The organism is Nocardiopsis sp. CNS-639 (assembly GCF_000381685.1).
Lineage (GTDB): Bacteria > Actinomycetota > Actinomycetes > Streptosporangiales > Streptosporangiaceae > Nocardiopsis > Nocardiopsis dassonvillei.
The window spans coordinates 31759-57280 of record NZ_KB906857.1 but is presented as its reverse complement, the minus strand read 5'-3'; the positions used below and the strand labels follow the sequence as shown (position 1 = coordinate 57280).

Sequence of the window (25522 nt, the reverse complement as noted above, 5' to 3'; positions counted from 1 at the left end):
GATGGTTGACGCCGCACGCGCGCGCAAGATCGCCGACCGCATCCAGCGCATCGTCGCCGAGATGCTGGACCGGCGCATCAAGGACCCGCGCCTGGGATTCGTCACCGTGACCGACGCGCGCATCACCGCCGACCTGCGGGACGCCACGGTGTACTACACGGTGTTCGGCACCCCGGACGAGAAGGCCGCCTCCGCCGCCGCCCTGGAGAGCGCCAAGGGCGTGATCCGCAGCGAGGTGGGACGCCAGACCGGTATCCGGCACACGCCGAGCCTGGCCTTCGTCGTCGACGAGGTGCAGGAGAACGCCCAGCACATCGAGGAACTCCTGCTCAAGGCGCGCCAGTCGGACGCGGAGCTGGCCGAGAGGGCCAGCGGCGCCAAGCCCGCGGGCGAGGCCGACCCCTACCGGGCGCCCCGCGAGGACGAGCGCGACGAGGACGAGTAACACCCCCGGCGGCGGCGCGGACCGCGCCGCCGCCCTTCACCCCGAGGGAGCACCATGGCCGAGAGCGGCGTCGTGGTCGTCGACAAGCCCGCCGACTGGACCTCGCACGACGTGGTCGCCAGGACGCGCGGGCTCGCGCGCACCCGCAGGGTCGGCCACGCGGGGACCCTGGACCCGATGGCCACCGGGGTCCTGGTACTGGGCATCGAGAAGGGCACCAAGCTCCTGGGCCACCTGACCCTGACGGAGAAGGTCTACGAGGCGACGATCCGCCTCGGCCTGACGACCAACACCGACGACGCCGAGGGCGAGCCCCTCGTGCGCGCGGACGCCTCCGGGGTCGGCGAGGAGGCCGTGCGCGCCGCCGTCGGCAGGCTCACCGGGCAGATCCAGCAGGTTCCACCCCAGGTCAGCGCGATCAAGGTGGACGGCAAGCGCGCCTACAAGTCGGCGCGCGAGGGCAAGGAGGTGGCCCTCAAGGCCCGCACGGTCACCGTCGCGGAGTTCACGGTCACCGACGTGCGCCGGGTCCTTGACGCCGACGGGGAGTTCGTGGACGTGGACGCCTCCGTCACCTGCTCCAGCGGCACCTACATCCGTGCGCTGGCCCGTGACATGGGCGCCGACCTGGGCGTGGGCGGGCACCTGACGGCGCTGCGGCGTACCAGGGTGGGCCCCTACGACCTGTCCCGGGCGCGCACGCTGGACGAGCTGGCCGAGGAGTTCACACAGGTCCCGCTGGCCGAGGCCGTGGCCGCGGCCTTCCCGGCGCGCGCCCTGAGCGGGGACGAGGAGCAGCGGATCCGGCACGGCAACCGGATCGAGCCGGACGGGTCCGGAAGCGGCCCGGTCGGCCTCTTCGCCCAGGACGGCCGCGTCATCGCCCTGGGGGAGAACCGTCGCGACCACATGAAGCCCGTGGTGGTCTTCGAACCCGCCTGACCCCGCGCGGACCCGCCCCTTCAGGCGGTCCCCAGGAACCGGGCGAGGGCCGCGGTCAGCTCGCCGGGGCGCTCCACGGAGGGCAGGTGGCCGGTGTCGGGCATCTCCAGCAGCCGCGCCCCGGGCACGCCACCGGCGTACAGGTCCGCGACCTCCCGTACCTGGGCGATCTCCGACATCCCCTTCACCACCAGCGTCGGCACGGCGATCTCGCCCAGGCGGTCGCTGGCTGGCCGCTCCGGCCAGCGGGTGGTGGCGACCGGCCCGGACCACTCGCGGGCGAACATCTCGCGCAGCATGAGCAGCACCAGGTCCCAGGCCTCCGGCGGCAGGTCCTCGGGCACCCGCCCGGGGCCCAGCACCATGAACCGGGCCTGGGCCTCGGCCATCGCCGCCACGTCCCCGGGATCGGGGTCGGCGCGTCCCGCCCGGTACACCTCCAGGCGTTCGTGGGGGACGGCGCCCAGCACCATCTTGCGCGCCTCGCGCACGAAGACCTCCGGCCACTCGTGCCCTGACATCCCCGGACAGACCAGGGCCAGTGCCTCCACCCGCTCCGGGGCGGCCAGCGCCGCGTCCACGCAGTAGGCGCCCCCGAAGGAGGCGCCGACCAGGGTCGCCCGGTCGATCTCCAGGGCGTTCATGAGGGCCATCAGATCCTCGTGGTGGTCGACGGGGCCCTCGTGGTCGGCGGAGCCGCCGTGGCCGCGCCAGTCGTAGCGGACCACCCGGTGGGTCTTCGCGAACTCGGTGAACTGGTGGTCCCACATGCGCCGGTCGGCCACACCGGCGTGCACGAAAACGATCGCGGGACCGGAACCGGCCTCGTCGTACGCCAGTCGGGTCGCACCCGTGTCGATCATCGCCATCGGTGCACGGTAACCGCCCCGCGCACGTGTGCCAACCCGGCTCCGCCGCGGGCGGAACGGCCGGGCGCGCGCCAGGGTCTCAGTCGCGGCGGAGCCCGGCGTCCTCCAGTTCCTCCCGGACGACGGGACTTCCCGGGACCGCCACACGAAGAGAGCGGACTGGCGTGAATGATGTACAACCCGCGACGCGGTTGGCTAGAATTCACGCCATGACGACGCTTCCGCTGGCCGAGGCCAGAAACAACCTGTCCAAGATCGTCGATGAGGTGGAGAGAACACACGACGCCGTCACCATCACCCGCAACGGCAGGCCCAGTGCCGTGGTGATCTCCGTGGACGACTACGAGTCGATGACGGAGACCTTCGCCCTTCTGGACAGTCCGGAGGAGCAGGCGAGTCTGGCCCGGGCGAAGGAGGAGTACGAACGGGGGGACGTGGTCACCGGTGACGAGATGGCCGAGCTCATGCGAGAACGTGCGCGCCGGGAGACGGAAACGTGAGTGACCGGTACGAAGTCGTCCTGACCCGTACCGCGCGCCGTGCCCTGTCCGAGACGTTGCCTGACAAGGTGGCCACGGCGGCATGGGAGCTGATTCGGGGAGACCTCAGGGAGAACCCCCGCAAAGTGGGGAAACGACTCAATCCCCCCTACGGTCAGGACTGGGTCGCCCGCCGTGCCACTTACAGGATTCGATTCGGCATAGACGACGACAAGGGCGTCATCGTCGTCTACGACATTCGAGGGCGGGCCGACGCCTACCACTACTCGGGCGGGCGCTGACCCTCGGTATCCGCTGGAGCTGTGGCCCGGCGTGTGCTGGGCCACACACCCCTTGTGTCGGTGGGGGACCCGCGGACGTGGCACCCTTGGTTCGTGCGGGTTCCGGGCGCGCTGGGCGCCACGGGCTCCGCGCGGACCACGAGCAGCGACGAGCAGGGGAGCCGGACGTGCGGCGATGGGACGGGCTGGAGGGCGTTCCCTCCGGGTGGGGGCGCTCGGTGGTGGCGGTCGGCGTGTTCGACGGAGTGCACCGTGGCCACCAGGCCATCCTGGAGACCGCGGTCGGGCACGGACGCGAACTCGGCCTCCCGGTCACCGTGGTGACCTTCGACCCCCACCCGCAGACGGTGCTGCGCGGCACCACCCCGCCGGTGCTCACCCCCCTGGAACGGCGGGTGGAGCTGCTGACTGAGTACGGCGCCGACGCCGTGTGCGTCCTGCCCTTCACCAAGGACCTGTCCTCCCTGACCCCGGAGGAGTTCGTCCAGCGCGTCCTGGTCGACCGCCTGCACGCCGCGGCCGTGGTCGTGGGCGAGGACTTCCGCTTCGGCCACCGCGCCTCGGGCGACGTCGCCGCGCTGGCTGCGCTGGGCGCCGAGTACGGCTTCACCGCCGACGGGGTCGCCCTGGTCGCGGACGGCGACACCATCACCTCCACGCGCGTGCGGGGGCTGCTCGCCGAGGGCGACGTGGCCGGGGCCGCCGAGCTGCTGGGCCGCCCGCACCGGGTCGGGGGCGAGGTCGTGCACGGCGCCGCGCGCGGCCGCGAGCTGCTGGGCTTCCCCACCGCCAACATGGACCTGCTCCCCGACACCGCCGTCCCCGGCGACGGCGTCTACGCGGGCTGGCTCCACCGCTCCGAGCCCGCCCCCGGGCAGGAGTCGCGCTGGCCCGCCGCCATCTCCGTGGGCAGCAACCCCACGTTCGACGGCGCCGAGCGCACCGTGGAGGCCTACGCCCTGGACCGCGACGACCTGGACCTGTACGGGCTGCGCATGACGGTGGACTTCACGGTGCACATCCGCGGTCAGGAGCGCTTCGACAGCATCGACGAGCTGATCGTCGCCATGCGCCGGGACGTCGACCGCTGCCGCGAGGTCCTGCGCGCCGGGTAGGGAGGGCGCGGAGCGGGGGAGACCCCACCCGTGCCCGGCCACGGTCCGCCACCTCGTGCTCTGCGGTAGGGTGGTCGTTGTCCACGTGTGCCCACGGCCGGTCGCCTCCGCGCGTACCGTCGCCGGGGGAGCGCGGCGCACCCACGCCGTCGGCGGCGGGCCGCGCACCACACGCGACGGTGACTGTTCGTACGCGCGGTCACCGCGTCTGTTCCCGGTCGCGCACCGGGTTCCACACCGCGTACCGACTTTCCAGTGAAGGAGCGACGTGTCGATCGACACCGCCACCAAAGAGAAGATCATCGCCGAGTACGCCACCGGCGAGGGTGACACCGGTTCCCCCGAGGTCCAGGTCGCGCTGCTCACGCACCGCATCACCGAGCTGACCGAGCACCTCAAGGACCACAAGCACGACCACCACAGCCGCCGCGGTCTGCTGCTGATGGTCGGTCGCCGCCGCCGTCTGCTCAAGTACATCGCCAAGCAGGACATCACCCGTTACCGCTCGCTCATCGAGCGTCTGGGTCTGCGCCGCTAGGTTGTCGGCGGGAGTGGCTTCGGCCGCTCCCGCTTTGTTAGTAAGGTGTGACACGACGGTGGTCATGCACCGCCGTCCACCCCGGTTCCACAGTGAGAACCACCCGCTCCCCACCCCGGCGCAGAGTCGGGGCCGGTCCTCGGTAGTGGTCCCCGGACATTCCCCTCAGGGCATGCCGTGGGCTTCGATCGATGACCGGCCGTCATCAACTCCGGGGCACGGACGCGGGAAGACGAACAACGAGCGCCGGCACGCCTCGCGTGCCGGGCGCCACGAACGCGAACACGTGTAGTAGGAGGTCGCCCATGGAGGGCGTGTACTCGGCCGAAGCCGTCATCGACAACGGCTCCTTCGGCACCCGCACCATCCGCTTCGAGACCGGTCGCCTGGCCCGCCAGGCCGCCGGATCGGCCACGGTGTACCTGGACGACGAGACCGTCGTCCTGTCCGCCACCACCGCCTCGAAGCGCCCCAAGGAGAACCTCGACTTCTTCCCCCTGACGGTGGACGTCGAGGAGCGCATGTACGCCGCGGGCCGCATCCCCGGCTCCTTCTTCCGGCGTGAGGGCCGTCCCTCCGAGGACGCCATCCTCACCTGCCGCCTGATCGACCGGCCGCTGCGCCCGTCGTTCAGGAAGGGCCTGCGCAACGAGATCCAGATCGTCGAGACGGTCCTGGCCCTGCACCCCGAGCACCTGTACGACGTCGTCGCCATCAACGCGGCCTCGATGTCCACCCAGATCGCCGGGCTGCCCTTCTCCGGCCCGATCGGCGGCGTGCGCGTCGCCCTCATCGACGGCCAGTGGGTGGGCTTCCCGACCCACGCCGAGCTGGAGAACGCCACCTTCGACATGGTGGTCGCCGGTCGCGTCCTGGCCGACGGCGACGTCGCCATCATGATGGTGGAGGCCGAGTCCACGGTCCGCACCCTCAAGCTGGTCGCCGAGGGGGCCGTCGGCCCCAACGAGCAGACCGTCGCCGAGGGCCTGGAGGCCGCCAAGCCCTTCATCAAGGTCCTGTGCAAGGCCCAGCAGGCCGTCGCCGACCAGACCAGCCGCGAGCAGGGCGAGTTCCCGATCTTCCTCGACTACGAGGACGACGTGTACGCCGCCGTCGAGGGCGCCGTCCGCGAGGAGCTGTCCAAGGCGCTGACCATCGCGGACAAGCAGGACCGCGAGGCCGAGCTGGACCGCGTCAAGGCCTCGGCCGCCGAGAAGCTCGCCGAGGACTTCGAGGGCCGCGAGAAGGAGATCGGCGCCGCCTTCCGCTCCCTGAGCAAGCAGCTCATGCGCGAGCGCGTGCTGCGCGACGGGATCCGCATCGACGGCCGCGGCCCCAAGGACATCCGCCAGCTGAGCGCCGAGGTCGGCGTCCTGCCGCGGGTGCACGGCTCGGCCCTCTTCGAGCGCGGCGAGACCCAGATCATGGGTGTCACCACGCTCAACATGCTGCGCATGGAGCAGACGGTTGACACGCTCAACCCGGACAAGACCAAGCGCTACATGCACAACTACAACTTCCCGCCCTACTCCACCGGTGAGACCGGTCGGGTGGGCTCGCCCAAGCGGCGCGAGATCGGGCACGGCGCCCTCGCCGAGCGCGCCCTGCTCCCGGTCCTGCCCGCCCGCGAGGAGTTCCCCTACGCCATCCGTCAGGTGTCGGAGGCCCTGGGCTCCAACGGCTCCACCTCGATGGGTTCGGTCTGCGCCTCCACCATGTCCCTGATGGCGGCCGGTGTGCCCCTCAAGGAGATGGTGTCGGGCATCGCCATGGGCCTGATCAGCGAGGGCGACGAGTTCGTCACCCTCACCGACATCCTGGGCGCCGAGGACGCGTTCGGCGACATGGACTTCAAGGTCGCCGGTACCCGCGAGCTCATCACGGCCCTGCAGCTGGACACCAAGCTCGACGGCATCCCCGCCGAGCAGCTGGCGCTCGCGCTCCAGCAGGCCCGCGGCGCCCGCCTGGCCATCCTCGACGTCATGCAGGAGGCCATCGAGCGTCCGGCCGAGATGAGCCCGAACGCTCCGCGCATCCTCACCGTCAAGGTCCCGGTGGAGAAGATCGGCGAGGTCATCGGCCCCAAGGGCAAGATGATCAACTCGATCCAGGACGACACCGGCGCCGAGATCACCATCGAGGACGACGGCACGATCTACATCGGCGCCACCGACGGCCCCTCGGCCGAGGCCGCGCGGGACACGATCAACCAGATCGCCAACCCGACGATGCCCGAGGTCGGCGACCGCTACCTGGGCACCGTCGTCAAGACGACCACGTTCGGCGCGTTCGTGTCGCTGCTGCCCGGCAAGGACGGCCTGCTGCACATCTCGCAGATCCGCAAGCTGCACGGCGGCAAGCGGATCGAGAACCTCGACGACGTGATCAGCATCGGCGAGAAGATCCAGGTCGAGATCCGCGAGATCGACGACCGCGGCAAGCTGTCGCTGGTCCCGGTCGAGGTCGTGGAGGCCGAGTCGGCCCAGGCCGCCCCCGCGGCTTCCGCCGCTGAGGACGAGGACTCCCCGGCCGAGGAGGACGGCGGCGACAAGAACGGCGGGGACGCCCCGCGCCGTCGCCGCCGCCGCAGCTCGGGCGGGCGTTCGGAGAACACCTGATCCTGACCGACGCCGGGGCGGTCGCACCTTGGGTGCGGCCGCCCCGGCGCGTATCCTCGGCCGGAACCGCCGGGTGGACCGGCCACCGACGTCCCGACGAAGAAGAAGGATCCATGAGCTCTGTCCCCATCGCCGCCGAGCAGGACCCGGACACGACCGTGACGCTGCTGGAGCCGGACGGCGGTACCGGACTGGTGCGCCGCACGGTGCTCCCCGGCGGCCTGCGCGTGGTCACCGAGGCCGTGCCGGGCGTGCGCTCCGCCGCGTTCGGGATCTCGGCGACCACGGGTTCCCGCGACGAGGACTCCGCGCACGCGGGCTCGGCGCACTTCCTGGAGCACCTGCTGTTCAAGGGGACCAAGGAGCGTTCGGCGCTGGAGATCTCCGCGCTGCTGGACGGTGTGGGCGCCGACCACAACGCCTACACCACCAAGGAGCACACCTGCTACTACGCGAAGGTGCTCGACCGCGACCTGCCGCTGGCCGTCGACGTCATCGGTGACATGGTGGCCAACTCGGTGCTCGACGAGGGCGAGGTGGAGACCGAGCGAGGCGTGATCCTGGAGGAGATCGCCATGTACGAGGACGAGCCCGCCGACCTGGTGGACGACGTCTTCGCGGCGCACTTCTTCGGCGACTCGCCGCTGGGCCGACCGATCCTGGGCACCACCGACACCATCGAGGCGCTCTCCCGCGACCGCATCGCCGAGCAGTACCGCGACGCCTACGTGCCCGGCGAGCTGATCGTGACCGCGGCGGGCAGCCTGGACCACGACCGGGTGGTGGAGCAGGTCCGCGCGCTGTTCGCCGAGCACTCGGCCGCCGCCGGGGACGCCCGCCCCGCGCGTCCCCGCATCGGCGGCTCGCCGGTCGCCACCTACGGCGGCACGGTGGTGCAGTCGCGCGAGACCGAGCAGGCGCACATCATCCTGGGGTCGGAGGGGCTCTGCCGCACCGACCCGCGGTGGCACGCGCTGCGGCTGCTCAGCGCCGCCCTGGGCGGCGGGATGTCCTCGCGCCTGTTCCAGGAGGTGCGCGAGAAGCGCGGCCTGGCCTACGCGGTGCACGCCTACAACGCCGACTACGCCGACACCGGCAGCTTCCAGATCTACGCGGGCTGCCTGCCGGACAAGGCCGACGAGGTCATCGGGGTGTGCCGCGAGGAGCTGGCGAAGGTGGCCGCCTCGGGCATCACCGAGGAGGAGCTGACCCGGGCCAAGGGCCAGATCCAGGGCTCGCTGGTGCTGGGCAGCGAGGGCACCAACGCGCGGATGGGGCGGCTGCTCTCGCACGAGCTGAACCGGCCCGGGCACTACTCGATCGACGAGAGCCTGGCGCTGTTCGACGCAGTGACCGGCGCGGAGGTGGCCGAGGTGGCCGCCGATCTGCTGTCGCGGCCGCGCGCGCTGGCCGTGATCGGCCCCTACGCGGCCGACCGGGTCTTCTGATGTGACGTAGGCGGCCCCGGGCCGCTCCGCGCGGGCGGAGCGACCCGGGGCCGTCGCGTTCCGCCCTCAGGCGGTGAGCCCGCGCACCAGGTCGCCGCGGGCCCGGGCCACCCGCGAGCGGATCGTGCCCACGGGCACGTCGGCCAGCCGGGCGGCCTCGGCGTAGGACAGGCCCTCCACCTGGGTGAGGACGAACGCCTGCCGCCGTTCGGCCGCGAGGCCGTCCAGCAGGCACAGCAGGGCCACGTGCTCGTCGAACCGGACGGCCCGGGCGGGCAGCAGGTCCCAGTCGGCGTGGTGCACGCAGTCGGGGCGGGCCGCGTCGTGGCGGTAGCGGTCGGCGACGGTGTTGCGGGCGATGGCCAGCAGCCAGGTCCGCGCCGGGGCGCGTCCGGCGAACCGCGGCAGGCCGCGCAGGGCCCGCAGGTAGGTCTCCTGGCTCAGCTCCTCGACGCGGTCGGGGTGGACCCTGCGGGCGATGTAGCGGGCGACGTCGGAACGGGTGCGCCGGACGAACGCGTCGAGCGCGGCGGCCGAGCCCTCACGGGCGGCGAGCGCCAGCCGGTCGAGTTCGCCGTCCCGCTCATGCGCGCGTTCCTCCGAGTGCGGGGGCTCCTCCGACCGGACCGGTCCCTCCGCGAGGGCGGGTCCTTCCGGACGGACCGGTTCCTCTGGAAGGCCGGGTTCCTCCGGACGGGCGTGCCCCTGCGGGAGAGCGGGGCCCTTCGCGGAGGCGGGCCCGTCCTCGTGAGCGGGCTCGTCCGCTTCGACCGCCGCGGGGGGCGGCGGGTCGGTGCGGTGGTCGCGCCGCGGACGGCACGACAGGCGGTCGGGGTGGGAACGGCGCGCCCGTGCCGGGCGCTGCTCCTGGAAGACGGTGTCGGTGGGCATCGGTGCTCCGGGTTCCGGCGTGCACCAGCGGCCCGGCGGCCGGTGGCCTCGGGCGGTGGTGCGCGCGGTGACGGGAGCGTGCGCGGCCGGTCCCCGACGGGGGGACCGGTCCTGGGCACGCGGGGACCGGACGCGTCTCCCCGGACGTGCGCGCGTGGGCGCGGCGGTGCGGAGGACGCGGCGTGAGGGCGCTGACCCGGGCACCCGCGCCCGCCCGGGCGGAGTCGGGACCGCGCGGCCGTTCCCTCCGTGGGCACGGCGCGGCGCGAGGACGGCTCGGAGCCGGTCCCCACGGAGCCCGCCGTCGGGGTGGAAGGCGCGCTGGCGGTGCGGGTGCGGGCAGGGGCCGGGTCAGCGGCCCGGGCGTGTTCGCGGGCGCCGACCGCCGCGCGGCGGTCGGCGGTGCGGTCGAACACGGCCTACTACGCCGCGGGCGGTCCCCGCAGAACCAGGCTGTGTCGGAGGTAGGGCGCGGCCGGGGCGGGCGTCCGGCGCTCGGGGAGCGGGGCCGAGGGCACCCGTTCGGGTACCAGCCGCGGGACCGCGAGCACCAGGACGGGCAGCAGCGCGGCGGCGGCCAGGCGCAGGTAGGCGAAGAGCGCCGCCTCGCCCTGGCGCAGCCACCAGGCGCACACGGCGCCCGCCACGAGGTGGGCGACGAGCATCCGGGCGCCGCCCGAGGCGGCCTCGACGGCGGCGGGGTCGGCCGCGTGGGCGCCGTGGGCGCCCGCCGCCTGTGCCGTGGAGAAGACCAGGTGCAGGGCCAGCTGGCCCCACGCCATCCATCCGGCGATCGCGCCGAGTCCGCGCTCGCGGCCGGTCGCGGCCCAGGCGGAGGCGTAGACCAGGGCGGCGCCGACGAGCAGTCCGCCCAGTGGGACGGCGTGCTCGGAGGACAGCGCGTGGCCGCCCACGGACACGGCGGAGCACACCGAGGCGAACACCCCGGCGCGGGCCGCGCGCAGGGGTGGCCGCTCCGTCATGGGTTCATCGTCGCACCCGTTCCGGGTCCCCGCCCAGGGGGGTGGGCCGAGCGGTCGTCCGAGCGGAGGCGCCCCCCACGTGGCCCCGGAGGCCGGATCCGGTCTCCGGGGCCGGGGTTTCCCGCTCCCCGCCGCATCGGCGGCTTCCTCCAGCGGATCCCGCTCTCCGCGGCCCGGGGCGGCTCACCCCTCCAGCAGGGCCTGCCCCACGTACCCTCCCTCCTCGCAGCCCGGCGGGACGGCGAACACCGCCGAGCCCACGGCGGTCACCCACTCGTTGAGCAGGTCCAGCTCGTCCAGGCGCCGCTGGATGGGCACGAACTGGCGCAGAGGGTCGGCCTGGAAGGAGGCGAACAGCAGCCCCGCCTCCTCGCCGCCCGAGCCGCGCTCGTCGTAGTTGTAGGCGCGTCGGAAGATCCGCTGGTCCGGGTCGTCGGTGCGGGCCCGCCTGATGTGCGCGAAGTCCGCGATGACGGTCAGCCCGGAGGCGTCCGTGGCCTCCAGGTCCGCCTCGTCGTGTTCCTCGGTACCGGTCAGCGGCGCGCCGTTGTCCAGGCGGCGGCCGATGACCGCCTCGCGGGCTGGCCGGTCCAGCTCGTCCCAGGTGTCCAGGTGGGTGGCGATGCGGCGCAGCACCAGGCTCGTGCCTCCCCTGAGCCACCGCGGTGGGTTCCCGCCCCAGACCAGCCGGTCGAAGTCCCCGGTTCCCGGCGCCGGGTTGACGGTCCCGTCCACCTGCCCCATCAGGTTGCGCATGCTGGTGCCCTCGGGTTGGGAACCGTGGGCCCGGCGGAACCCGCTCTGCGTCCACCGCACCCGCGCGAAGGCCCGCGCGTCCTTGAGCATCATCCGCACCGCGTGGGAGACGGTCACGGGGTCGTCCGCGCACACCTGGAGCAGCAGGTCCGCCTCGCCCCAGGCCGGGTCGAGCCGGTCGTGCCCGAACTCGGGCAGGGGCCCGAGCCACTCCGGTACCGCGTCGGGGTCCACCCGCTCCACCAGACCCCGCCCGAACCCGAACGTGGTGGTGAGCCGGGCCGGGACCAGGGCGAGTTCGGGCTCGGTGTCGGCCAGGGCGGGCTCGCCCCGGGACAGGCGGGCCGCGTCGTCGCTGAGCAGCCGCAGGAGCCGGCCGACCCCGTCCGCGTCCGTCCCCGGTTCCAGGTCCAGCGCGAGGAAGGTGCCGTGCGTCTGCGGCGGGGTCTCCACGCCCGCCTGCCGCACGCCGTGGAACGGCACGGTCAGCGTGCCGTTGAGCGGGGACGCCTGGGGGGCCGCCGCCGGTTCCGCGGCCCACCGGTGGGCGAGCGCGCCCCCGGCCGCGCCGACACCGGCCGCCGCACCGCCCAGGAGCAGCCCTCTGCGGCTGAGCCGGGACTCACCGCCCATCAGTGGTCCCCGTGCCCTTCGTCCCCGTGCGCCCCGCCGTCCTCTCCCTCGGAGCCGTGCCCCCCGTCGCCGTGCCCCTCGCCGTGGCCGCCCTCGTACTCCTCGTTGGCCCCGGCGTAGTCCTTGACCGCGGCGGTGAACTCGGTGGTGGAGCCGTCGGAGAACTCCACGGTGACGGTCGCCTCGGCTCCCGGCTGGAGGTCCTCGGTCAGTTCCATGAGCATGATGTGGTCGCCGCCGGGCTCCAGGGTGGCGCTGCCTCCGGCGGGGATGGGGAACCCGCCCTCCTTCTCGCGCATGGTGGCGTCGGTCCCCTCGGAGACGACCTCGTGCAGCTCGACCATTCCGGCCGCGTCGTAGTCGGCCGAGACGACGGTGATCTCCTCGTCGGAGCCGTTGGCCAGCACACCGAAGACGCCGGTCATCCCCTCCTCGGCGGTGACGGCCTTGATCCAGGGGTCGGTCACGGAGAAGGCGTCGGCGGCGGTCGCCGCGCTGTCGGCGGCCTCCTCCGCCGGGGCGGCGTCCTGCTCCTGCGCCCCGCCGCAGGCGGTGAGGGTGAGGCCGAGGCAGAGCAGTGAGGCGGCCCATGCGGTACGGCTGGTGCGGATGCGGTCCATGTTCCCTCCGGGGGTACGAGCCGCGTTCTCGCGGCCGTTCCCCCTACGGGTCGGATCGCGGGGCCGTCCGGTTCCCGGCGTCCGGGTGCCCCGCGCCGCATCAGGTCCTCGCACGCCGACGGGGCGGGCCCGGCCGTGCCGGACCCGCCCCGTCGGCGGTGTCTAGGACCTCTTCGGTGTCCGCTTGCGGATGGCGATGCGCCGGGGCCCGCGGGCGTTGGCGGCGCCGTGCACCACCACCTCCAGCAGCCCCTCGCCGTAGCTGGCCTCGATGTCCTCCTCGTCCACGGCCTCCGGGAGGCTGATCTCCCGGCGGAACGTGCCCATGAACCGCTCGGAGGAGTAGTAGACGACATCGTCCCCGTCCCGGCGGCGCTCGCCGCTGATGGTGAGGATGCCGTTGTTCAGGCTCACGGCCACGTCCTGCTCCTGGACCCCGGGGACCTCGCAGCGGACGATCAGGTCGTTGCCCCGGGCGAGGATGTCGGTGGGCGGGCTCCACGCGTCGGCGTGCCCGCGCTCGCGTTCACCGGCGTTGCCGGTCTCCATCGAGGACATGCTGTCGGAGATGCGGTTCATCTCGGTGATCATGTCCACCACACCGTGGAAGGGGTTGTGGAACCTCCTCGACGCCACGGCGGCCTCCTTTCCTCGTACTGACGGGAGACTAGTCGCTCGCCTGCTTCTCCGGGGAGCGGCCGGACCGGGGGCGGTCCTCGGCGCGCTGCTCCCTGGGGCCTCCGGGCCTGGGTTCCTCCGACAGTCCCTTGATCAGGCCCCAGAGCATGAGCAGCAGGATGATCGCGAAGGGCAGCCCGGTGACCACCGACGCGGCCTGGAGTGCCGACAGGGCGTTCTCCCCGCCCAGTACCAGCAGGATCAGGGTGACCGCGCCCTCGCTGATCGCCCAGAAGGCGCGCTGGGCCTTGACCGGCTTGAGGCTCCCGCCGCTGGCTAGCGTGTCCACCACCAGGGAGCCGGAGTCGGAGGAGGTGATGAAGAAGACCGCCACCACGATGATCAGCAGGACGGAGATGATGCCGCCGATGAGCGGCCCTCCGGGCAGCAGCTCCACGAGGCGGAAGGACCGGTCCTCCTCGCTCAGCGCGCTCAGTCCGGCGTTCCCGAACAGTTCGTAGTACAGGCCGGAGCCGCCGAACACCCCGAACCACAGGATGGACACGGCGACGGGGGCGAACAGCGCCCCGATGACGAACTCGCGGATGGTGCGGCCGTAGGAGATACGGGCCAGGAAGATGCCCACGAACGGGGCCCAGGAGATCCACCAGCCCCAGTAGAAGATGGGCCACGCGGTGGTCCAGGCCGCCGCCGTCTCGTCGATGAGCGGGCTCGGGAAGGCCAGGCTCCACTCGACGATGTTGCTCAGGTACTCGCCCGTGCCGGTGGTCATGATGCTGGCGATCCACAGCTTGGGGCCCAGGGCGAAGACGGTCACCAGCAGCAGGAAGGCCAGCCACAGGTTGATCATCGACAGGCGGCGGATGCCCTTGTCGATGCCCGAGAGCACGCTGGCCAGCGCGATCGCGGTGATGAGGATGATGATGACCGACTGCACGGTGGCGTTGGAGGGGATGCCGAAGACGTGGTTGAGCCCGCCGTTGATCTGGAGGGTGCCCAGGCCCAGCGAGGTGGCCAGGCCGAAGATCGTGCCGAAGATGGCGAGGATGTCCACGACGTTCCCGGGCCAGCCGAAGGCCCGGTCGCCCAGGAGGGGGTAGAGCGCGGAGGCGGGGCGCAGGGGCAGGCCCTTGCGGAAGGCGAAGTAGCCCAGCGACAGGCCGAGCGCGATGTAGATGGCCCAGGGGTGGAAGCTCCAGTGGAAGTAGCTCAGGGCCAGCGCCTCGCTCGCCGCCTCGGGCATGGGTGGCTCGCCCTCGGGGGTGACGAACTCGGCCGAGCGCGGCGAGGTCAGGTGGTGGATGGGCTCCGACACCCCCCAGAACACCAGGCCGATGCCCATGCCGGTGGTGAACAGCATGGCGAACCAGGCCAGCGTCCCGAACTCGGGCCTGGAGTCGGCCGGGCCCAGGCGGATCTTCCCGAACCGGCTCAGCATGAGGAAGACCGCCATCACCAGGAAGAAGGTGGTGGACAGGACGTAGACCCAGCCGAGCTTCTCACCTATCCAGTCGCGCGTGGCGGTGGCCGCGTCGAGCATCGGCTCGGTGGCCACGATGCCGACGACGACGAAGGCGAGGATCACGACCCCGGAAACCCCGAAGACCGTGGGGTTGGTGTGTTCTCGGATGTACTCGCGTAGGGATGAGATGCTGGCTCCTTCCCAGCCCCGGAGGGTCGCTTTCCCTGGTCGGGGGATGACGGACCGGTGAGGGCACCGGCCCACGGACATGTCCCGTGGGATGGTAGGTGCCAGAAGCCTTTTCGTGAAGCAACCGCACAATCGTGGAGTGTTGTCCTACGAGCGGCGAAATATCCCTTGCGGTGCCATGGGCCCTGTCTGGACACATGACTGCATATGTCCGCACGTATCGGGGTAGGAGAGGTCACCCTCGTTCCGCTCGTCCCCTGCGGGTGCCATGCTCACGGCCGCGACCGCCGCCCCTTCGGCCTCACGGCTCCGTCTTCGCGGACAGCCGGTCCAGAGCCGTGCCGACCCGGTCCAGCCAGTCCGTGATCGTGGACAGCTCCTCCAGCGAGTAGTCCGCGTGCGCGGCCGTCATCGCCTCGCGCATCCCGGGCGCGGTGGCGGGGCCCACGCGCGCGGCGGCGCCGGTCAGCCGGACGGCGACCTTGCGCCGGTCCTCGGGGTGGCGGGTGCGCTCGGCCAGGCCGTGCGCCTCCAGCCGGTCGATCACCCCGGTCACCGAACCGGTGGACAGGCACAGGCTGTCGGCGATCTCGCCCGGTGTCATGGAACCGCCCACGCGCAGCAGCGTGTAGCACTGGAAGTCGGTCGGGTTCATCCCCGAGCGCTCCGCCATCCGGTGCAGCATGCGGATGAGCCGTACGGCGAGTCGCTGCCCGTCGGTCTGCAACGCGTCGTAGAGTTCGGCCCGCGACCTGACCTCGGGATCCGCGGCCGCGGACCCCTCGAAGTCGGGGGGAGAGGATGCGGCCGACGCGGTGTCCATGGTTCCTCTCTCGCACTCGTGGCCGGTGGCTCCGGCCGTTCCTGGAATTCTAAGCGCCACCGGGACACGCGAACCCTCTCCGGGAGGCGCACCTCTCCACCGGCGAAGGGTTTGACCCTCGCAGAGGGGGAAGTATTTCGGTTGCCAAGATTCATGGAAACCGAGTCGCATTGTTCGGATGCTACCCGGGGAGGACACCGTCAATCCCATCCTGAACACCCACAGGCACCCGCGCCCGCCGGACGCCGAAGACGCCGACGAGCGCTCCGCCCTGGAGGCGTCCCTCAAGGACTACCTGGAGCGCAGGCTCCGCGACTCGGAGGACCTCGACGGAGAGTTCGGCCGGGACCTGGCCGGCACGACCGTCCGCTTCACCCTGGACGGCGGCAAACGGATGCGGCCCCTGCTCGCCTGGTGGGGGTGGCTCGCGGGCGGAGGCGTCCCCTCGGGGGAGACGGCCCGCGCCGCCCGCCAGGCCTGCGCCGCGGTCGAACTCGTCCAGACCTGCGCGCTCGTCCACGACGACGTCATGGACGGCTCGCCGACCCGCCGGGGCCGCCCCTCGGTGCACGCCGCGCACGCCCTAGAACACGAGCGGGACGGCCATGTCGGCGACTCGCGCCGCTACGGGGAGGCGCTGGCGGTCCTCGTGGGCGACCTGGCCCTGGTCTGGGCCGACGACATGCTCAACGAGGCCCTGCCGGGCGTGCCCGAGCCCGTCCGGGCGCGGGCCGTGTGGCGGGACCTTCGCACCGAGATCATGGCCGGGCAGTTCCTCGACGTGCGCGCCCAGGCGCGCCGGGAGCGCTCGGAGGAGGCCGCCCTGCGCGTGGACCTGCTCAAGACGGCCTCCTACAGCGTCGAACGCCCCCTGCACCTGGGCGCGGCGATGGCCGGGGCCGACCCGGCGGCGGTGGGGGCCCTGCGCGGCTACGGCCGGGACGTGGGCATCGCCTTCCAGCTCAGGGACGACCTGCTCGGCGTCTACGGGGACAGCTCCCGGACCGGCAAACCCGTGGGCGAGGACATCCGCGAGGGCAAGTGCACGCTGCTGCTCGTGACCGGCACCCGCCTGGCCCGCGAGCGCGGGGACGACGCCGCGCTGCGGCTGCTCGACCGGATCGGTCTGCCCGGCGAGGACGTGGACCCCGCGGAGGCGGCCGACACGCTGGACCGCCTCGGCGCACGCGACCTGGTCGGAGCCAGGTGCCGTGAGCTCGCCGAACGGGGCCGGGCGCACCTGGAGGGGCTCGACGCGCCGGCCCACGTGCTGGAGGGGCTGGGCGGCCTGGCCTCCCGGATCGCGCGTGACCGTGTGTGACCGGCCAGGCGGGGAAGGCATCCACAACACCGGAGAGGAGCACCACCGTGCCTGAGGAGATCCCCGAGCCGTCGGCTCCGCACCGGCCCGGACCCGGGCCGCGCGGACGCGGTCCCGTGGTCGTCGTGGGCGCCGGCCTGTCCGGTCTGGCCTGCGCCCTGCACCTGCTGGGCGCGGGGCGCGAGGTCGTCGTGGTCGAGCGCGAGGCGCACCCGGGCGGTCGCGCGGGGCGGCTCGACCTGGACGGCTTCCAGATCGACACCGGCCCCACGGTGCTCACCATGCCCGAACTCCTGGACGAGGCCCTGGGGGCGGTCGGCGAGACCGTGGCCGACCGGCTGGACCTGGTGCCCCTCAGCCCCGCCTACCGCGCCTTCTTCGCCGACGGCTCGGTGATCGACGTGCACACCGAGCGCGAGGCGATGGCCGCCGAGGTCGCCCGGGTGGCCGGGCAGCGCGAGGCCGACGGCTACCTGCGGCTGCGCGACTGGCTCACCCGGCTGTACCGGGTGGAGATGCGCTCGTTCATCGACGCCCGGTTCCGGTCCCCGCTGGACCTGGTCCGCCCCGACCTGTTCCGGCTGGCCGCGATGGGCGGCTTCGGCAGGCTGGCCCCGGCCGTGGGCCGCCACGTGCGCGACGAGCGGCTGCGCCGGATCTTCTCCTTCCAGTCGCTGTACGCGGGGGTGGCGCCGGAGAGCGCCCTGGCCGCCTACGCCGTCATCGCCTACATGGACACCGTCGCCGGGGTGTACTTCCCCAGGGGAGGGATGCGCGCCCTGGGCGACGCCCTGGCGGGCGCGGTCACCAAGGCCGGGGGAGCCGTCCGCTACGGCCAGGAGGTCGCGCGCCTGGAACGCGCGGGCGACCGCGTCAGCGCCGTCGTCACCGCGGACGGGGAGCGCCTGGCCTGCGACCAGGTGGTGCTCACCGCGGACCTGCCCGCCGCCCACCGGCTGCTCGGCCACACGCCCCGGCGCCCCGTGGCCGCGCGCTACTCGCCCTCGGCGGTCGTGCTGCACCTGGGCACCGACCGCACCTGGGAGCGGCTGGGCCACCACACCATCTCCTTCGGCGCCGCGTGGCGGCGCACGTTCACCGAGATCATCCGTGAGGGCCGCACCATGAGCGACCCCTCCCTGCTGGTCACCCAGCCCACCCTGACCGACCCGTCGCTGGCCCCGGAGGGGCGCCACCTGCTGTACGTGCTCGCCCCCGCGCCCAACCTGGCGGCGGGCCGCATCGACTGGGACCGCGAGGGCCCGCGCTACCGGGACCGCCTGGTCGGGACCCTGGAGGAGCGCGGGCTGGAGGGGCTGGACGCCTCCGTGCGGGCCGAGCACCTGGTCACCCCGGCGGACTGGGCGCGGCAGGGGCTCGCGCACGGCACACCCTTCTCGCTGTCGCACACCTTCGCCCAGACGGGGCCGTTCCGTCCGCGCAACACCGTCCCCGGCACCTCCAACGCCGTCCTGGCCGGATGCGGGACCACACCCGGGGTCGGCGTGCCGACCGTGCTGATCTCGGGAAAGCTCGCCGCGGCCGAGGTGGTCCGCAGAACCGGAGGGGCCGGATGAACGGGGGAGCCGCCGAACTCGACGCGGCCGGGATCACCGACGGGCCGCTGCGGGAGGCCTACCTCAGGTGCCGGGCCCTGCACGCCCGCCACGGGCGCACCTACTACACGGCCACACGGGTGCTGCCGCCCGAGCACCGGCCCGGGGTGCACGCCCTGTACGGCTTCGCGCGGTGGGTGGACGACATCGTCGACGAGCCGCCGCCGGGCACCACGGTGGCGGACCAGACCGCCCGCCTGGACGTCATCGACGCCGACCTGGCCCGGGTCCTGGACGGGGAACCCGCCCGGGACCCCGAGGCGGCGCCGGTGCTGTCCGCCCTGGCGCACACGGTCCACAGGTACGCGCTGCCGCACGCCTACTTCACCGCGTTCATGGCCTCCATGCGCATGGACCTGACCGTGACCGGCTACCGCGACCTGGAGCACCTGCGCGAGTACATGCACGGCTCGGCCGCGGTGATCGGCCTCCAGGTGCTGCCGGTCCTGGGCACGGTGGCGCCGCGCGAGGAGGCGGCCCCGCACGCCGCCGCGCTGGGCGAGGCCTTCCAGCTGACCAACTTCCTGCGGGACGTGGCCGAGGACCTGCGGCGCGGTCGCGTCTACCTGCCGGAGGAGGCGCTGGCCGCGCACGGCGTGGACCGCGAGCTGCTGGAGCAGTGCGCGCGGGCCCGGGAGCAGCACCCGCGCGTGCGGGAGGCCCTCGCCGACCTGGTGGAGGTCAACCAGGGCTTCTACCGGCGCGCCGAACCGGGCATCGCGATGCTCTCCCCCGTGGCGCGCCCGTGTGTCGCCACCGCCTTCCGGCTCTACCGCGCGATCCTGGACGAGGTGCGTGCGGCCGACTACGACGTGTGGAGCGTCCGGCACCGCGTCTCGGACACCCGTAAGGCGGCCGCCGCCGTACCCGCGCTCGCGCGGTCTCTGATCGCGCGCTCCCTGCGCGGCCGGGTGCCGCGCCCGCGGACCGGCTGAGGAGGCGCGGTCCGTCCCCGACCCCTCGACCGACGTACCTGGAGGACCCCGTGACACTGCCCGACCCGCGACCGCGGCGGCTTCCCCTGCGCCGCATGCCCGCCACCACGTGGAAGAAGCAGGAGCCGACCTGGCGGGAGGGCTCGCCCTCCGTCATCGGGTCGGCGCTCAAACGCGCGCTCGCCCGGCCCTCGGGGAACTGGTTCGTGCTGGCCGCGAGCAGCGAGGTCCGCGCGGACCGGCCGTTCGGGCGCGTCGTGGCCGGGACCGAGCTGGTGGCCTGGCGCACCCCGGACGGGACCGCGCACGCGGGGCCGGGCGCCTGCCCGCACCTGGGCGCGCCGCTGTGCCGGGGCGCGGTGGACTCCGGGCGCCTGGTGTGCCGGTGGCACGGGTTGTCGCTGGACGGCGGCGGCTTCCCGGGGTGGGACCCCTACCCGGTGCACGACGACGGCGTCCTGGTGTGGGTGCGCCTGGACCGGGAGGGCGGTGAGGAGCCCCTGGACGAGCCGGTGGTCCCCGAGCGCCCCGCGCTGCCCGGGAGCCTGGTGGCGGTGGAGAGCCTGGCGGGGCGGTGCGAACCCGAGGACGTGGTGGCCAACCGGCTGGACCCCTGGCACGGTTCGTGGTTCCACCCCTACTCGTTTGTGGGGCTGAAGGTGACCGAGGTGCCCAAGGGAGCCGACCCCGACCCGGACCGCATGGTGGTGGACGTGGGGTTCCGGGTGGCGGGCCGGTGGGGGGTGCCGGTGCGCGCGGAGTTCCGCTGCCCGGACCCGCGCACGGTGGTCATGCGCATCATCGAGGGGGAGGGCCTGGGCAGTGTGGTGGAGACGCACGCCACCCCGCTGGGCGTGGACGACAAGGGCGTGCCGCGCACGGCGGTCATCGAGGCGACCGTGGCCAGCTCGGAGCGGATCGGCTTCCTGCTGGCCCGCAAACTGGCGGGGCCGGTCGTGCGCCCCGTGATGAGGATGGCCGCCCGGCGCCTGTGGAAGGACGACCTGGACTACGCGGAGCGCCGGTACCTGCTCAGGAGCACGGGCCGCTGGCCCGGCTGACCCGCCGGAACCACCAGGGCCGTTAGGACCTCCTCGACCACCGGGCGAGCGTCCGCAACGGCGCCGACCGCCCCCGCCGGGGCACGGTCCACACCGTGTGCCCCGGCCGCCCCCACCGCGACAGCAGGGCGTTGGCCGCGAGCAGGCCGCTGGTGGCGGCGCGTTCCATGAGGGCCACGGGCAGGTCGGTGCGCACGTGGTCACCCGCCACCGTCACGAACGGGTCGGGCGTGGTCACCCCGCACCGGTCCCGGTGGCTGCCGGGGGCGAACAGCGGACAGTCCGCGCGCAGCTCGTGCCGGGCGTCCACCGCGCGGGCCCGGCGCAGCTCCGGATAGACGGCCCCGGCCTGTTCCCAGAGCCGGTGCCGCTCGTGCTCGGGACCGCACCCCTCCTCCAGCGCGTAGGCGTGCAGCTCCACCACCGAACCGCCGGTGCGCCGGGTCCACTCGCGGGCCTCGTCCTCGTACCGTTCCAGCACGCTGATGTTGTCCAGGGTGGGGTAGCCCGCCGTGCCCAGGAAGGCGGGCCGGTGCGGGCGCACGGGCCGGTCCAGCCAGTAGCGCGACACCAGGAACGGGGGAGCCGTGCGGACCCGGGCCATCCGGTCGCGCCAGTCCGCTCCGCCCGGTTCCGGTGCGCCCAGTTCCGGCGAGGCCGCCACCAGGTCGCGGGTTCCGGCGGGGTCGGCGGCGAGCACCACGGCGTCCGCGCCCTCCTCGAAGACCTCGCCCCCGGCCGTGCGCCCGCGCAGCGTGAACCGCCTCTCCGTCTCCCCGCCCTCTCGCGCCCGGCCCACCTCCCCGACCCGCACACCGGTCCGCAGCCGGACCCCGCGCTTGGCCAGGTAGCGCTCCAGGGGGTCCCACAGCGCCTGCGGGAACGGCGAGCCCGGCACGTCGAACACCAGACCCTCGGACGAGCCGAGGAAGTACACGTGGAACATCAGCGCGAGTTCGGCTGCCGACAGCACGCCGGGGTCGGCGAAGAAGCTGCGGGTGAACACCTCGAAGGCCAGGTGCCGTGCCGTGGGCGGGAAGCGCACCGCGTCCAGCAGGTCGCGGGCGCTGAGGTGGTCGAGCCGCTCGTACACGCCGGGCACGTCCACGTCGAGCAGTTGCAGGGCCGCGGGCAGGTTGACCCGCGCCATGTCGCGCGCCGGGAAGCTCGGGCTGGTCGCCGCCAGGACGGCCGCGTTCCACGGCGGGGTCGCGGGCAGCCCCGAGAAGCGGTCGCGCGGCCCGTCCCGGTGCACCAGCGGGTAGTCCGTGAGCGGTACCAGCGCGCCGAGCCCGGGGTCGCCGCGGCGCAGCAGGGCGCGCAGGTTGTAGTACTGCCGGAAGAACGCGTGGAACCCGCGGGTCATGGTCGCGGGCGAACCGTCGGAGAGCGTCGTGGCCCAGCCGCGCAGCCGCCCCCCGAGTGAGGATTCGCGCTCCAGCACCGTCACGTCCACGTCCCGCTCGGCCAGCGCGCAGGCCGCCGCCAGCCCGGCGATGCCGCCGCCGACCACGACGACGCGGGGTCTCCCGCCGGTCGCGGGACCGGTCGGCGGGGCGGGCGGGACGGCCTCGGCCAGGGGGTCGCGGGCGCCGGGGGGACGGCCGGACCCGTCGGAGGCGAGGCGCGCCCCGGGGCGCCCTCCGCCGTCAGCGCTCGTCAACGCGGCCCCCCGGAGTGTGGACCGGGGCGCCGTTCGGGCGCCGTCCCACGAACGTGTGCGTGACCCCGTACTGCCAGCCCGACAGCGGCGCGCTGGCCACCGACTCCAGGCCCGCGCGGCGCATCCGCTCCAGCAGCGCGTCCCGGCCGTCGAACTCCAGAACGCTGCGCCACAGGTAGCGGAACAGGTCCGCCCGGCCGGTCAGCGCCTTGCCCGCCGGAATCACCACCCCCCAGCACACCGCCGACCACACCGCCTGCGCCGACACCGAGTCGGCCACGGAGTACTCGTGCAGGACGACGCGGCCGCCGGGTTTGAGCAGCGCGCGCACGGACGCGAGCAGGGCGTCGGGGTCGGGGCAGTTGCGGATGAGGTAGGCGCCGAACACCGCGTCCACCGGACCCCCCACATGCCTCCGGGCCCACTCGGGGGTCAGGTCCTCGGCCCTGGCCCGGTGGAAGGAGACGGACTCCGGCCACCGCTTGGCGCGGGCCGCCTCCAGCATTCCGGGCGAGGCGTCCACGGCCGCGATCCGGGCCCGGGGCAGGGCGCGCAGCAGGGCGGCGGTGGAGGCGCCCGTGCCGCACCCGAGGTCGAGCAGGCGCAGCCCCGTGCCGTCCCAGGGCAGGCCCAGCCGCCTGGCGGAGACCCGCAGGTGCGCGTGGTAGCCGGGGTTGGCGGCCACGAGCCGGTCGTAGGCTCCGGCGGCGTGGTCGAACTCGTCGGTGACCGCGCCGTCCTTCATGGCGTGCGTCGTGGTGTCCACGTTCTCCTCCCGGGGGTGTTCGCGTGCGGGCGCGGCCCTTCCCGTGCATGCTGGGGGCATGGCCGACTACGACGTGGCGATCATCGGAGGGGGAGCCGCTGGGCTCACCCTGACCCACCAGCTTCGCGGGGTCAATGACCGACGTGGCCGACCGCTGCGGGTCGCCCTGGTGGAACCGCCCCCCGGGCCGCACACCCCTTCGCCCCGCACCTGGTGCTTCTGGGAGCCCGACGGCGGGCCGTGGGACCACCTGCTGGCCGCCCGCTGGAGGGACCTGTCCGTGGTGGGGCCGGACGGGGCCGTCCACGACTCCCCGGCGGCGCCCTACGTGTACAAGATGCTGCGGTCGGCCGACGTGGACGCCCACGTGCGCGCCTCGGCCGGCGAACACGTGGACCAGCTTCCGGTACTGGTCACCGAGGTCGTCGACGGCGCCGAGCACGCCGTGGTGCGGGGCACCTGCCCCGGAGGACCGGGGGGAGGGGAGCGGGAGCTGACCGCTTCCTGGGTGTTCGACTCGCGTCCGCCCCGGCCCGCCCCGCGCGGGCGCACGCACCTGCTCCAGCACTTCCGCGGCTGGTTCGTGCGCACGCCCGACGACGCCTTCGACCCCGCCTCGGCCGTGCTCATGGACCTGCGCCCTCCCCAGCCGGCCAACGGCGTGGCCTTCGGCTACGTGCTGCCGCTGTCGCCGCGCGAGGCGCTGGTGGAGTACACCGAGTTCGGGCGCGAGGCGCTCACGACCCCCGAGTACGAGCGCGCGCTCAAGGACTACTGCGGCCTGCTCGGGCTGGGGGACGTGGAGGTGACCGCGGCCGAGCAGGGCGTCATCCCGATGACCGACGCGCGGTTCCGACCCCGCGCGGGGCGGCGCGTGTTCCGGGTGGGGACGGCGGGCGGCGCCACCCGGCCCTCGACCGGGTACACGTTCAGCGGTGTGCGGCGCCAGACGGACGCCGTGGCGCGGGCGCTGGCCCAGGGGCGGACCCCGGTACCGCCGGTGCCCTACCGGCGCCGCCACCTGGCGATGGACGCGGTCATGCTGCGGGCCCTGGACACGGGGCGGGTGCGGGGAGCGGAGTTCTTCGCCGGGCTGTTCGCGGCCAACCGCCTCGGGGACGTCCTGGCCTTCCTCGACGGTGGCTCGCGCCTGCCCCGGGAACTGGCGATGGGCCTGAGCACACCGGTCGCGGCCATGTCGCTGACCAGCCTGGACCAGGCGTGGTACGCGCTGCGCGGGGTCGGTGCGAGGAGCCTCAGCCGGGGGCCAGGGCCCGCACGGCGTCGGTGAGCGAGCCCAGGTGCCCGGCGGCCAGTCCCGGCGCCGCGCCCAGCGACCGCCAGCCCGGCCCGGCCGTGTACACGGCCGTGGCCTGCGCCGACTCCGCCGCCGCGCGCACCGCCGCCCGCAGCGCCGCGACGTCGTCGGCGTCTCCGGCGTGGGACCACAGGACCACCGCGCGCGGACCCGTGCGGCGCACCGCCCGCACCGTCGCCACCACGGGCGTGCACGGCCCCAGCACCCGGCGCGGCACTCCCCGTTCGCGCAGCGCGGCGGCCAGCGCCTCCATCGGGAGACTGTGCATCTGGCCGGGGCCGCAGGCCAGGACCGTGGGGCGGCCCGCCGGGTCCGAGTCCCCGGGGGCGGCCACGCGGCGCAGCGCCGAGGACACGCACCACGACAGAAGGTGCTCCACCTCCACGTAGCGCCGGGTGTCCTCCCACTTGCGGCCCATCCCGTACAGCAGCGGCATCGCCAGGTCCTCCCAGGCCGCCACCACGCCGTACTCGTCCAGGGCCTCCTCCAGCAGGCGCTCCACGAGTTCGGCGTCCATGCGCATGGCGGCGCGGGCGATCCCCTGGAGGGTGGGCCCGGCCGGACCCAGCGGCAGGGTGTCCCCGCCGGGGCGCCAGCGGGGCCGCGCGCCCCTCCTGGGAGCTTTCGTGTCCGGTTGGGCGCTGCCCGCGTCCTCCCCGCTGGCTCCCGAGCCCTTCCGGAAGACCTGCGGGCCCTCCTGCCCGGTCCCCGGTTCCTCCCCTTCGGCGCCTCCGCCCTCCCGGGACACCTCCGCGCCCCGCTGCCGGGGAACGCGCGGCGGGGCGGGAGCGGACACCGGACCCCCGCGAGCCGGGACCAGCACGCACTCCGCCGCCGAGGCGGGCGACAGGCCCTCACCGACCAGGCGGCACAGCTCGCGCAGGCGCGCCACGTCGGCGGGCGAGTAGCGGCGGTGCCCGCCCGGACTGCGCTCGCGCGGCCCCACGCCGTAGCGCCGGTCCCAGCTGCGCAGCGTGGAGGGCGAGACCCCGAGCAGACGCGCGGTCGCCCCCGGGGTCAGTGCGTCGGCCATGGCGCCCCAAGCGTTGCGAAAGCGGTGCGTCTTGTGTCGCGCACCACACGCGTAGAA

Annotated in this window: 24 protein-coding genes; 13 read left to right on the top strand and 11 right to left on the bottom strand. The window is 73.9% G+C overall.

From position 1 onward, the window contains the following. Position 1 precedes the first annotated feature (1 nt). A complete protein-coding gene (gene rbfA, locus G011_RS0107750) occupies positions 2–445 on the top strand; it encodes a 30S ribosome-binding factor RbfA (RefSeq protein ID WP_013154598.1) in 444 nt (147 codons plus the stop codon). Positions 446–499: 54 nt separating this feature from the next. After that, positions 500–1387 carry a tRNA pseudouridine(55) synthase TruB gene (gene truB / locus G011_RS0107745; RefSeq protein ID WP_019607980.1) on the top strand — a complete coding sequence of 296 codons (888 nt, stop codon included), beginning with the start codon at positions 500–502 and terminating at the stop codon, positions 1385–1387. A gap of 20 nt (positions 1388–1407) precedes the next feature. On the opposite strand, the gene G011_RS0107740 is transcribed toward truB, so the two are convergent. Continuing rightward, complete coding sequence (locus G011_RS0107740) at positions 1408–2256, bottom strand: alpha/beta fold hydrolase (protein ID WP_019607979.1); 849 nt, start codon at positions 2254–2256, stop codon at positions 1408–1410. A gap of 209 nt (positions 2257–2465) precedes the next feature. Between G011_RS0107740 and G011_RS0107735 the strand changes: the two genes are divergently transcribed. From G011_RS0107735 to G011_RS0107710, 6 genes are all read left to right on the top strand, one after another. Then, positions 2466–2756 (top strand): type II toxin-antitoxin system Phd/YefM family antitoxin, encoded by a 291-nt coding sequence (locus tag G011_RS0107735; protein WP_019607978.1) that lies wholly within the window; start codon positions 2466–2468, stop codon positions 2754–2756. Beyond that, entirely contained in the window at positions 2753–3037 is a 285-nt protein-coding gene (locus G011_RS0107730; RefSeq protein ID WP_019607977.1) for a type II toxin-antitoxin system RelE/ParE family toxin, read from the top strand. Before G011_RS0107735 ends, G011_RS0107730 begins: the two co-directional genes overlap by 4 nt. A 167-nt stretch (positions 3038–3204) precedes the next feature. After that, positions 3205–4152 carry a bifunctional riboflavin kinase/FAD synthetase gene (locus tag G011_RS0107725; protein ID WP_013154593.1) on the top strand — a complete coding sequence of 316 codons (948 nt, stop codon included), beginning with the start codon at positions 3205–3207 and terminating at the stop codon, positions 4150–4152. Positions 4153–4420: 268 nt separating this feature from the next. Then, complete coding sequence (gene rpsO / locus G011_RS0107720) at positions 4421–4690, top strand: 30S ribosomal protein S15 (RefSeq protein ID WP_019607976.1); 270 nt, start codon at positions 4421–4423, stop codon at positions 4688–4690. A gap of 305 nt (positions 4691–4995) precedes the next feature. Next, positions 4996–7308 carry a polyribonucleotide nucleotidyltransferase gene (locus tag G011_RS0107715; protein ID WP_019607975.1) on the top strand — a complete coding sequence of 771 codons (2313 nt, stop codon included), beginning with the start codon at positions 4996–4998 and terminating at the stop codon, positions 7306–7308. Positions 7309–7421: 113 nt separating this feature from the next. Beyond that, positions 7422–8756 (top strand): pitrilysin family protein, encoded by a 1335-nt coding sequence (locus G011_RS0107710; RefSeq protein ID WP_019607974.1) that lies wholly within the window; start codon positions 7422–7424, stop codon positions 8754–8756. Positions 8757–8822: 66 nt separating this feature from the next. Here G011_RS0107710 and G011_RS0107705 read toward each other — a convergent pair whose 3' ends face one another. The 7 genes from G011_RS0107705 to G011_RS0107675 form a co-directional block, all read right to left on the bottom strand. Further along, positions 8823–9647, bottom strand: coding sequence for a sigma-70 family RNA polymerase sigma factor (locus tag G011_RS0107705; protein ID WP_019607973.1), 825 nt, complete (start codon positions 9645–9647; stop codon positions 8823–8825). A 422-nt stretch (positions 9648–10069) separates the two neighbouring features. Next, positions 10070–10630: a hypothetical protein gene (locus G011_RS0107700; RefSeq protein WP_013154588.1), complete on the bottom strand. Its 561-nt coding sequence runs from the start codon at positions 10628–10630 to the stop codon at positions 10070–10072. Positions 10631–10813: 183 nt separating this feature from the next. Beyond that, positions 10814–12019 (bottom strand): Dyp-type peroxidase, encoded by a 1206-nt coding sequence (locus G011_RS0107695; protein ID WP_019607972.1) that lies wholly within the window; start codon positions 12017–12019, stop codon positions 10814–10816. Next, positions 12019–12639, bottom strand: a complete 621-nt coding sequence (locus tag G011_RS0107690; RefSeq protein ID WP_019607971.1) for a copper chaperone PCu(A)C — start codon at positions 12637–12639, stop codon at positions 12019–12021. The genes G011_RS0107695 and G011_RS0107690 overlap by 1 nt, the downstream gene beginning before the upstream one ends. A 162-nt stretch (positions 12640–12801) precedes the next feature. Beyond that, complete coding sequence (locus G011_RS0107685) at positions 12802–13275, bottom strand: Hsp20/alpha crystallin family protein (RefSeq protein ID WP_019607970.1); 474 nt, start codon at positions 13273–13275, stop codon at positions 12802–12804. Between the two features lie 31 nt (positions 13276–13306). Beyond that, positions 13307–14863 carry a BCCT family transporter gene (locus G011_RS0107680; protein ID WP_019607969.1) on the bottom strand — a complete coding sequence of 519 codons (1557 nt, stop codon included), beginning with the start codon at positions 14861–14863 and terminating at the stop codon, positions 13307–13309. A 367-nt stretch (positions 14864–15230) separates the two neighbouring features. Continuing rightward, positions 15231–15752, bottom strand: a complete 522-nt coding sequence (locus tag G011_RS0107675) for a MarR family winged helix-turn-helix transcriptional regulator (protein ID WP_019607968.1) — start codon at positions 15750–15752, stop codon at positions 15231–15233. Positions 15753–15930: 178 nt separating this feature from the next. Here G011_RS0107675 and G011_RS0107670 point away from each other — a divergent pair, with 178 nt between their 5' ends. The 4 genes from G011_RS0107670 to G011_RS0107655 all read left to right on the top strand — a co-directional run bounded on the left by G011_RS0107670 (position 15931) and on the right by G011_RS0107655 (position 20685). Continuing rightward, the gene (locus tag G011_RS0107670) at positions 15931–17073 is read left to right on the top strand and encodes a polyprenyl synthetase family protein (protein WP_019607967.1); all 1143 of its coding nucleotides are present in this window, start codon (positions 15931–15933) and stop codon (positions 17071–17073) included. A gap of 116 nt (positions 17074–17189) precedes the next feature. After that, positions 17190–18650, top strand: coding sequence for a phytoene desaturase family protein (crtI, locus tag G011_RS0107665; RefSeq protein WP_036552411.1), 1461 nt, complete (start codon positions 17190–17192; stop codon positions 18648–18650). Next, positions 18647–19624 (top strand): phytoene/squalene synthase family protein, encoded by a 978-nt coding sequence (locus G011_RS0107660; RefSeq protein ID WP_019607965.1) that lies wholly within the window; start codon positions 18647–18649, stop codon positions 19622–19624. The genes crtI and G011_RS0107660 overlap by 4 nt, the downstream gene beginning before the upstream one ends. Positions 19625–19674: 50 nt before the next feature. Continuing rightward, on the top strand, positions 19675–20685 hold the full coding sequence (locus G011_RS0107655; protein ID WP_019607964.1) for a DUF5914 domain-containing protein: 1011 nt from the start codon (positions 19675–19677) through the stop codon (positions 20683–20685). Positions 20686–20707: 22 nt separating this feature from the next. Here the strand turns inward: G011_RS0107655 and G011_RS0107650 are convergent, their stop codons facing one another. Then, on the bottom strand, positions 20708–22348 hold the full coding sequence (locus G011_RS0107650; protein WP_019607963.1) for an FAD-dependent oxidoreductase: 1641 nt from the start codon (positions 22346–22348) through the stop codon (positions 20708–20710). After that, positions 22335–23114, bottom strand: coding sequence for a class I SAM-dependent methyltransferase (locus G011_RS0107645; protein ID WP_019607962.1), 780 nt, complete (start codon positions 23112–23114; stop codon positions 22335–22337). Before G011_RS0107645 ends, G011_RS0107650 begins: the two co-directional genes overlap by 14 nt. Before the next feature lie 58 nt (positions 23115–23172). Here G011_RS0107645 and G011_RS0107640 point away from each other — a divergent pair, with 58 nt between their 5' ends. After that, on the top strand, positions 23173–24405 hold the full coding sequence (locus G011_RS0107640) for a lycopene cyclase family protein (protein ID WP_019607961.1): 1233 nt from the start codon (positions 23173–23175) through the stop codon (positions 24403–24405). Here G011_RS0107640 and G011_RS0107635 read toward each other — a convergent pair. After that, entirely contained in the window at positions 24371–25465 is a 1095-nt protein-coding gene (locus G011_RS0107635; RefSeq protein WP_019607960.1) for a MerR family transcriptional regulator, read from the bottom strand. The genes G011_RS0107640 and G011_RS0107635 overlap by 35 nt on opposite strands. Positions 25466–25522: the final 57 nt, after the last annotated feature.